Genomic DNA, 8,365 nt, shown 5'->3' on the forward strand with positions numbered 1-8,365 from the left:
CCCCGCCCACCGTCTGAAGCGCGACAGGGCCGGTTCAGGCCAGAGCGTCCTCGAACACCGACCGGTTCGATGCGGTGAACGCGAACTCGCGGCGGCTCCACTCGATCCGGGAGGCCAGCACTTCGGGCTCGGCGGGCGCGGTGTCGGGAGAGGCCATCAGCTCCGCCCAGAACCGGGCGTTGCGTGCCTGCCGCTCGAGGATGGCGTCGACCACCGCGCCGCGCTCCGGCCCCTGAATGCCGTAGGCGTCGGCGAGGATCTTCACCTGCTCCGCCTGCCGCTCCACCGGCACGGTGCACTTGGACGCGATGCACCACGTCCACGCGGCATAGCCGAGGTCCTCCAGGGGCGAGCCGGGCGCCGCGGTGTCGAAGTCGATCCACGCTGTGGGCAGCCCATCGACGAATACGGCATTGTTCGGGGCGGCATCGTGATGACACACGCCGATGGTGTTCGAAAGGTTCGCTCTCGACACGGCTCTTCAAGGCTGTCAGCTGGCTCAGTTCCTGGTGCCGCAGCCCCGTCTCAGTCGGGTGCCGGGGCAGGGGCGAGGGTGATGTGCATCCACGGCGCGGCGTGCTCACGGAAGGAGTGGCCCAGTGGTTCGATGCCGTTCTGGTCGGCAAGGCTGAACCCGGTGACCATGGCCATGTCGGAGTCATCGGCGATGGACACGAGCTGCGATCCGCAGTCGGGGCAGAAGCCTCGTCGTAGGGTCGGCCTGTTGACCGAACTAACTCATGAGTCTTCGCAGCTCAGGCGGGGTATCTGCTAGCTTCCCGACGTGCTTGATGAGCAATGTCCCGGAAGGGATCTGAGGGACTTCGTCCTGCCCGAGTTAGGCCGGCTACTGGAGACGGGAGACCCCTGGGAGCCGTTCAGGGTGCTGGATCCGGTCGGGAGACCGGTGGAGCCCACCGTGCTGTATCTCAAGGAGCTGATGGCGCGGGACAGCTCGCCGCTGACGCCGCGCTCGTACGGCATGGATCTGCTGCGCTGGTTCCGGTTCTTGTGGGTGCTCGGGATCGAGTGGGACCGTGCGACCCGGGAGGACGCCCGGGACTTCATGTTGTGGATGAAGGTGGCGGACAAGCCGGTACGCGTCCATTGGCGCCACCGAGGCAAGGCTCTTTCCGAGATCCCACCGCCTCGCAGAGACAGGCCGGTGCCGGGGACACCGAATCCCGTGACCGGCAAGCCCACCGTCGGGACAAAGTACTCGCCGAGGACCCGTGCTCACTGCGAGACGGTGCTGCGGCAGTTCTACGACTTCCATCTGGATAGCAACGCCGGGGCACTGCTCGTCAACCCATTCCCGTTGGTTCGTGAACGCCGCTCGGCTCGGCCCGGGTCGCACAGCAATGGTGAGAAGAAGCACCGGAACCGACGCACGGGTCTCTACCGGCCGACCGTTCCTCAGCAGATCCCGCGGCGGATTCCCGACGAGAAGTACACCGAGGTCTTCGCCGGGCTCCGCTCGCACCGCGACCGGGCCCTGCTGGCCTTCTGGATCGCCACCGGCGCCCGCGCCGAGGAACTGCTCACCGCCAAGCAGGACGGTGCGGTCGTCGGCGAGCAGACCATCGGCGTGATCCGCAAGGGCAGCCGCGAGTACCAGGAGCTGCCCGCCACCCCGGACGCGTTCGTCTGGCTGCGGCTTTACCAAGAGGCCGCGTGGAAGAAGGGCGTCCCTCGTGGCCGTCACCATCCACTGTGGTGGACACTACGACGCCCTTGGCGGCCGCTGGAGTACGACGCGGCCCGCATGATGTTCAACCGCGCCAATGAGCTCCTGGGCGCCAACTGGACCCTTCACGACCTGCGGCACACAGCGACATTCCTGATGCTCGACGACCCGAACATGCCGCCGGTCTACGTGCAGAAGATCCTCGGCCACAAGTACCTGTCGACCCTGGACATCTACAACCGTCCCACCAGAGACGACGTCATCGCCGCCGGGCTTGCCCACCACGCCCGTCAGGAGCAGCGACGCAAGGAGCCTCCCGTGCCCGTCGACGAACCCTCCTACAACCCCGACTCCTTGTCCATCCTCTTCGGCCGGGACGTGTCATGACCAGCGCTGCGACACACGTCGCCTCGAGTTTCGTCCCGCGGGAAACGAGCTTGGTGGGCGCCGAAGCGCTCGCCTTGATGGACCGATTCCCACCTCGGGAAAAGCCGAGTACGTGGCCGGCAACGGCCCTCTCACGCGGAGAAGTCCTTGAGCGGCTGGCTCGTCCGCCGCTGCGAGCCGCGGACAGCAGAGCTCAGGAAACTCGTATGTTCGGTGCACGCCTCGTGCTGGATTGGCTGGCGACCTACCCCGGCGAGACCTGGCAACAACGCTGGCAGGCGAGCCCGGCCCACGGCCAGCAGATCGCGTCTCAAGGATGGAGGGATGCCTTCGCGAAGTGGGCCCGCTCGGAATCACGCGTGTCCCGGCGCGAGACGCTGCTGGTCGGGGTCCTGGCGCTGCTCTGCGCGGATGCTGTCAGACCCGCCCCGGAGTTCCTCATCGGGTCAAGATCGCGGCACCTCCGACCGGCTCTGGAGGCAACGCGCGACCCAGAAGGATTCGCTCGGTTGCGAGCGTCACTGCCGACCAACCTGTCATCGGCTGACGGTTCGTCCGGGCTGAAGACCATCGCGGAGATCATGGCTTGCCAGGGCGGCACCATCGAGGACATCGTCGTCGGTGACCTGCTGCTATGGCACCGCACGAACCGGACCAACAGCAACCGGCGGATCGAGCTCGCCTACACCTGGCTGCGCGACTTGGGCCTCTTTCCAGCAGACGCACCGCACACGCTGTTCCGGATCTCGCACCGCACCGGGCCACTCACTGCGGCAGAACTTGTGGATCGCTACCAGCTGCAGTGCCGACCGGTCCGCGATCTGTTAGTCGCCTATCTTTCCCATCGCTCCGTAGGTCTGGACTTCACATCGCTGCAGTCGCTCACGAACTCGCTGGCACTTCGGTTCTGGGATGACCTGGAGCGGCATCATCCGGGCATCGACTCTCTCCGGCTGCCAGCCGAGGTGATCACTGCCTGGAAGCTCCGTCTGGCCACCAAGACCGTCCGCAAGCGTCTGCCCGACGGCTCGTTCCGCGAGGTCACAGAGCCACGCAGGAACGCGACTGCCATCAAGACACAGGTCCGAGCCTTGTACTTGGACCTGGCGGAGTGGGCGGTGGAAGACCCCAGCCAGTGGGCCGCTTGGGTCGCTCCCTGCCCGATCAGCGAAGCCGAGTGCTCGACAGCAAAGGCTGACCGCCAGCTCAAGGCACGGATGGACCAACGCACTCGTGAGCGTCTGCCCGCGTTGCCCACGCTCGTGCAAACAGCTGACCGCCTTCTGAAGGAGGCCAAGGCTCGGCTCGAGGCGCTCAACGCCGCACCGCTCAGCTCGACATTCACCGTATTAGGCGAGACATTCACCGTCCCACGCTTCAGTAAGCGCGCCGACGGTCGCCCGATCCATGCCTGGGACAGCAAGGGCCGCCGGCGCTCGTTCGCCGGCGAGGAGCGGAGCGCGTTCTGGGCGTGGGCTGCGATCGAGATCTTGCGGCACACCGGTATCCGCATCGAGGAGCTCCTCGAGCTGGGGCATCACAGCATCATCAGTTACAAGCTGCCCACCACCGGGCAGGTTGTCCCGCTCCTGCAGATTGCCCCGTCGAAGACGGACCAGGAGCGACTTGTCCTGGTCACACCGGAACTGGCGGACGTGCTGAGCGCGATTGTCTCCCGAGTCCGCGCTCCCGACGGGAGAGTTCCCGTGGTTCGAAGCTACGACCATTACGAACGGGTCTGGAACCCGCCGATGCCACTGCTGTTCCAAGATCGCATGAGTGGCTATCCGCGTCCGCTGTCTGCAGCGTCGATCCGCAGGGGACTCGACGCGACTCTGCTGGCCTCAGGTTTGGTGGACAGCGCGGGCGACCCTCTCATCTTCCAGCCGCATGACTTCCGACGAATCTTCATCACGGACTCCATCCTCAACGGCCTGCCGCCCCACATCGCCCAGGTCATTGCTGGTCACGACCACATCGGAACGACGATGGGATACGCCGCGATCTACCCGACGGACGCCATCGAGGCACATCGAGCGTTCATTGCCCGGCGCCGGGCCCTGCGGCCAGTCGAGGAATACCGCATCGTCACCCCGGAGGAATGGGACGAGTTCCTCGGCCACTTTGAGCGCCGCAAGCTTGCCCTGGGCGACTGCGGCCGCGCATACGGAACCGATTGTGCTCATGAGCACGCCTGTGTCCGCTGCCCCGTCCTCATCGTTCACGCGTCCGAACGGCCGCGGCTCGTCGAAATCCGCGACAACCTGCTCGCGCGCATCCTGGAAGCCGAACGGGAGGGTTGGCTCGGCGAGATCGAAGGCTTGCAGAGCAGCCTGACCCACGCCGAGGAGAAGATTGCCCAACTCGACGCGCAGATCGCCCGGAAGCAGGAGGCTGTCGACCTGGGAATTCCCACGTTCCGGGAGATCGTTGCTCGCACTACTGCGGTCGCCACACCGCCGGAGCCTTCGTGACCTGGACCGTTGTCGCCTCCGGCGAGGGTCAGGGGCACGGTCTGACCACAGAACTCGCAGTGGTTCCGGGGACGGTAGTGCTCACCTGCTGGCGGCTACGGCTCCGAGTCTCTCGCGGACTCGGTAGCTCCCATTGAGGACGCCGGCACCGATCGAAACAGCACCTACTCCCGATCGACCGGAACGTGGCGCTTCAGACGATCTTCATCCGCGCGGATGATCTACACCACCCCGTCCCAGGCCACGGGCCACGCTCTACATGATCAATCCCAAGGGGTCGGTGATCGTACGGGGTGAGCGAGCGGAGGGCGTCTTGCCCCTGGACCGGAGCCAGTTGCCTCGGGGAGGGGCGCCAGGCTTCCGATGTGGTTGATGACTGTCCGTAGTCGGGGCTCTACGTGGCCCCGGAGAGGTCGTCACCACCGTCGGTGGACGGTTGCCTTACTACCGGTCACCAGGCTTGCCGGCGGAACGTCATCGGTCACGACCGCGCCAGCGGCGACCACGGCATCACGGCCAATGCTGACGCCGGGCAGGATCGTGGCACCAGCACCGATCCACACGTTCTCCGCCACGTCGATGGGTGCGCCGGTGAGGTGCAGCCGCCGCTCCTCGGGATCGACCGGGTGGCCGCTGGTGATGAACGTGACCTTCGGTCCGATCATCACGCGCTCGCCGAGCCGGATGCCGGCGTAGTCCAGGAACGTGCAGTTCTGGTTGATGAACACGCGCTCGGCGAGGTCGAGGTGGAGGCCGTGGTCCGTGTAGAAGGGCGGATAGATCGTGACTCTCGGCGGCAGTGGCTTGCCGAGGATCTGCTCGAACAGTTCCGCCTTGCCCGCTTCGTCCTCGAAAGGCAGGACGTTCAGGCGGGAGGTGAGCTCGGTGACCCGCAGGACCCTCTCGGCCATGGCCTGGAACTCGGCGCTATGGATGCGCATGAGACGTTCGCTGGACATGCCACGATCCTTTCTGGTGTACCGGTGACTGGAGAAGACTCCCTAGCCCGAGTTTCCGGGCTAGGGGCGGCGGGCCAGCAAGTGGGCGTCGAGGAAGCCCCGCTCAGAGGCCGGGTCGTGGAGCAGCCGGGCGAACGTGACGAGCCCGGCCCCGGCCAGCAACTCGGCGAACCGGTCCACCGGCCAGCTGTAGGCGGGCGTCACCTTGTGGTCGAAGCGGACCGGCTCCGGTCCGTCGGTTGCGAAGAACGAGACCAGGAGCAGGCCCCCTGGCGCCAGAACACGTACCTGCTCGGCGAGCAGCGCGGGCAATTCCCCAGGAGGGGTATGCATCATCGAGTAGTGGGCCAGCACGCCGCCGAGCGCGCCGTCCTCGATCGGCAGGGCCTCCATCCGCGCCTCGTCGAACCGCAGCGCCGGATGGGCCCGCCGGGCGTGGTCGACCATGCCCGGGGAGAGGTCGAGCCCGAAGGCGTCCAGCCCTAGGTCGTGCAGCATGGCCGTCAGATGTCCAGGCCCGCACCCGACATCGGCTGCTCGCGGGTTACCTGTCCCGCCCACCAGCTCGGCGAAAGTGCCGATCATGTTCCGCGAGAACGGGTGCGTCTCCAACCGATTAGCGAACATCGACGCATACAGCTCGACGACCCCGTCGTAGGCCGCCCTGGTCTCGTCCTGGTGCTCCACCACGGGGAAGAAGCTAACACCCGTGCTACTCACGGCCGTTCTCCGGCTCCATACCGCCCCTGGGGCTGATCCCATCACCTGAGTACGGGACGACCCCAGTAGTTCGGAGAAGGGTAGGTCGCATACCACTTCGGCTCACCCCCGGGTCCGGTCCAGATCAGGGAGTCCAGGGGGAAGCCCACCCATAGCACCGCAGGCCCGCCGGAGATCCGCGTCTCATGGACACATGAACACAAATGCGGATCATCTGGGACGCCGGTGACCTGGTAGGAGATCCGGCCGCACTGGCAGTGTCCCGTTCGAACCGGCGGTGGAGCATCCGATGCGGCTCTCGTGACTGGCAGGGATCGAGCGGCCGCAGGGGGCGTGCCCAAGGCAGGTGATGTGTTGCTCATGCGAGTCCTCGCTTCGAGATGGGCCGGGGGCTACAAGGTGGTGAGGTCGATGGCGTCCGGCAGATCAGTGAGGGGCTGCCGCGCGGCACGGGGGATCCCGAGCCGCGCTCGGGCCTGGTGGACCGCGGCGAGCTGGTCGGCCGCCGGAAGTCCCCAGTCGAAGAGCTCCGAGGCCTGCTCGGGTGTGGCCAGGACCCGGATGTGGGTACGGCCGGTGGCCGGGTCGACGGAGGGCGGGCCGAGGCGAGTGAGGGGCGCGGCGTAGCGGAGGCGGGCGTACGGCTTGTCGGGGTCGCAGAGGTGGCCGAGGAACAGGGGGGTGCCGAACTCAGCCGCAGCTTCCTCGCGTACCTCCCGGCGCAGTGTGACGAGCGGGTCGCCGCCGTCCGGGAGCACGGGGGCGCCGCCCGGCAGGAGAGCCGCGCCGGTGTCCGGTTCCAGCAGCACCAAGACGCGGTCGTCGGGTCCGAGGAGCCAGCCCCAGATCTGGACCACCGAGAGCTGCTCCGGGGCGGGGCTGGCGTGGAAAGGCAGGTGGTGCCGGGCGCGGGCGGCGCGAAAGGCGCCGACCCGGTCCAGGACGGTTGGGGCAATCGGGGAGCCGTTCTCCAGCAGGGCGGGCCCGCCGGCGTTGATGCGGGCGCGCAGGGCGGACAGGGCCCGACGGGCGTCGCCGGGGGCCATCAGGTCCGGTAGCCGGGCGGGTTCGACGAACTCGACGGACTTGACCTCGCGGTCGGGCAGCCGGATGGCGGCGATCTGCTCGTTGTTCCACGTACCGCCGTCGTAGACGTGCAGGATCTCGCCGGGGAAGCGCATGCTGGCGGGCGCGTTGAGGCTGTCGGCGCTAACCCAGTCCACGGCGAGCCCTCGGTCGACGGTCATGGTGACGCCGAGTTCCTCGCGCAGTTCCCGCGCGGCACCCGGGGCCGGGGGCTCGTTCTTGTCGACGGCGCCGCCGGGTAGGAGGCAGGTCGTGCGGTAGTCGACGTGCTGGACCAGGATGAAGCCGCGTTCGTCTGTGACCAGCACGGACGTTCCCACCCACAGGGCGGCCTCGGCGCGTACGGCTCCGTACTCCTCGTCGGTCATCGTCGTGCTGGGCGGCGTGTCCGGGACGGGCGTGACGGTCATCTCGTCTCCGATCGTGTTAGAGGGCCGAGTGGACGGCGGTCGGTCAGGCGACGAGGCGGTGAGGGTTACCCGGCGCGGGACTGAGGGTGAGCCGGGTGAACTGTTCGGTGCTGATGATCTCGTCGCGTTCCGGCTCGGGCAGGCGGGCGAGCAGGCCGGGCAGGGGCCGCTCGCGGGCGGCTTCGCTGCGGTGCGCGAGGATCGCCTCTTCCCTGTCAAGTTCAACGTGTTGAAGAATGAGGTCCTGCCAGGGCTGCTCGTCGGGTGGTCCGGATACCCGTCTGGGCCGTGCGGTCGGCGGGCCGCTACGCACGTCATGGAATGGCCTGATGTAGCTGGTGGGACCGTTTGCCGGGCTGACCAGGCAGTTTCCCTTCGCTCGACCACTGAGCCTTTTCCAACCTCATGCCGAGGCGTGATGAAGGACGAGGACGGCCTGGACGATCGCGGTGATGCGGTTGGTGCTGCAGCGGAGCTTTCGTACTGACCAGGCAGTTTCCCTTCGCTCGACCACTGAGCCTTTTCCAACCTCATGCCGAGGCGTGATGAAGGACGAGGACGGCCTGGACGATCGCGGTGATGCGGTTGGTGCTGCAGCGGAGCTTTCGTAGGAGGCGCCAGCCCTTCAGCGTGGCCATGGCC

General features: G+C 67.1%; 8 protein-coding genes and 1 pseudogene. 2 read left to right on the top strand and 7 right to left on the bottom strand.

Annotated elements, in window-relative coordinates; translation table 11 throughout:
* Window positions 1-34 precede the first annotated feature (34 nt).
* Window positions 35-442: a phosphotransferase gene (locus ORI94_RS34605; protein WP_266083002.1), complete on the bottom strand. Its 408-nt coding sequence runs from the start codon at window positions 440-442 to the stop codon at window positions 35-37.
* An 83-nt stretch (window positions 443-525) separates the two neighbouring features.
* Window positions 526-675, bottom strand: coding sequence for a hypothetical protein (locus ORI94_RS34610; protein ID WP_266083004.1), 150 nt, complete (start codon window positions 673-675; stop codon window positions 526-528).
* 244 nt (window positions 676-919) lie between these two features.
* On the opposite strand from ORI94_RS34610, the gene ORI94_RS34615 reads away from it, so the two are divergent.
* Entirely contained in the window at window positions 920-2,074 is a 1,155-nt protein-coding gene (locus ORI94_RS34615) for a tyrosine-type recombinase/integrase (protein WP_266083006.1), read from the top strand.
* A 206-nt stretch (window positions 2,075-2,280) separates the two neighbouring features.
* Window positions 2,281-4,548 (top strand): site-specific integrase, encoded by a 2,268-nt coding sequence (locus ORI94_RS34620; protein ID WP_266083008.1) that lies wholly within the window; start codon window positions 2,281-2,283, stop codon window positions 4,546-4,548.
* A gap of 416 nt (window positions 4,549-4,964) precedes the next feature.
* On the opposite strand, the gene ORI94_RS34625 is transcribed toward ORI94_RS34620, so the two are convergent.
* The 5 genes and pseudogenes from ORI94_RS34625 to ORI94_RS34650 all read right to left on the bottom strand — a co-directional run.
* On the bottom strand, window positions 4,965-5,507 hold the full coding sequence (locus ORI94_RS34625) for a sugar O-acetyltransferase (protein WP_266083010.1): 543 nt from the start codon (window positions 5,505-5,507) through the stop codon (window positions 4,965-4,967).
* Between the two features lie 60 nt (window positions 5,508-5,567).
* Window positions 5,568-6,197 carry a class I SAM-dependent methyltransferase gene (locus ORI94_RS34630; protein WP_266083014.1) on the bottom strand — a complete coding sequence of 210 codons (630 nt, stop codon included), beginning with the start codon at window positions 6,195-6,197 and terminating at the stop codon, window positions 5,568-5,570.
* A 422-nt stretch (window positions 6,198-6,619) separates the two neighbouring features.
* Window positions 6,620-7,723 carry an NUDIX hydrolase gene (locus ORI94_RS34635; protein WP_266083012.1) on the bottom strand — a complete coding sequence of 368 codons (1,104 nt, stop codon included), beginning with the start codon at window positions 7,721-7,723 and terminating at the stop codon, window positions 6,620-6,622.
* 43 nt (window positions 7,724-7,766) lie between these two features.
* Window positions 7,767-8,036 (bottom strand): hypothetical protein, encoded by a 270-nt coding sequence (locus ORI94_RS34640; protein ID WP_266083016.1) that lies wholly within the window; start codon window positions 8,034-8,036, stop codon window positions 7,767-7,769.
* Window positions 8,037-8,253: 217 nt separating this feature from the next.
* A pseudogene (locus ORI94_RS34650) lies at window positions 8,254-8,365 on the bottom strand (IS5/IS1182 family transposase); the annotation flags it as partial.

Origin of the sequence: Streptomyces sp. NEAU-W12 (assembly GCF_026242095.1) — a bacterium.
Lineage (GTDB): Bacteria > Actinomycetota > Actinomycetes > Streptomycetales > Streptomycetaceae > Streptomyces.

What these genes read in the sequence shown, in the direction of transcription:
- ORI94_RS34625 (WP_266083010.1), bottom strand. Translation starts at nt 5,507, where the DNA reads ATGTCCAGCGAACGTCTCATGCGCATCCATAGCGCCGAGTTCCAGGCC.
- ORI94_RS34635 (WP_266083012.1), bottom strand. Translation starts at nt 7,723, where the DNA reads ATGACCGTCACGCCCGTCCCGGACACGCCGCCCAGCACGACGATGACC.
- ORI94_RS34620 (WP_266083008.1), top strand. Translation starts at nt 2,281, where the DNA reads ATGTTCGGTGCACGCCTCGTGCTGGATTGGCTGGCGACCTACCCCGGC.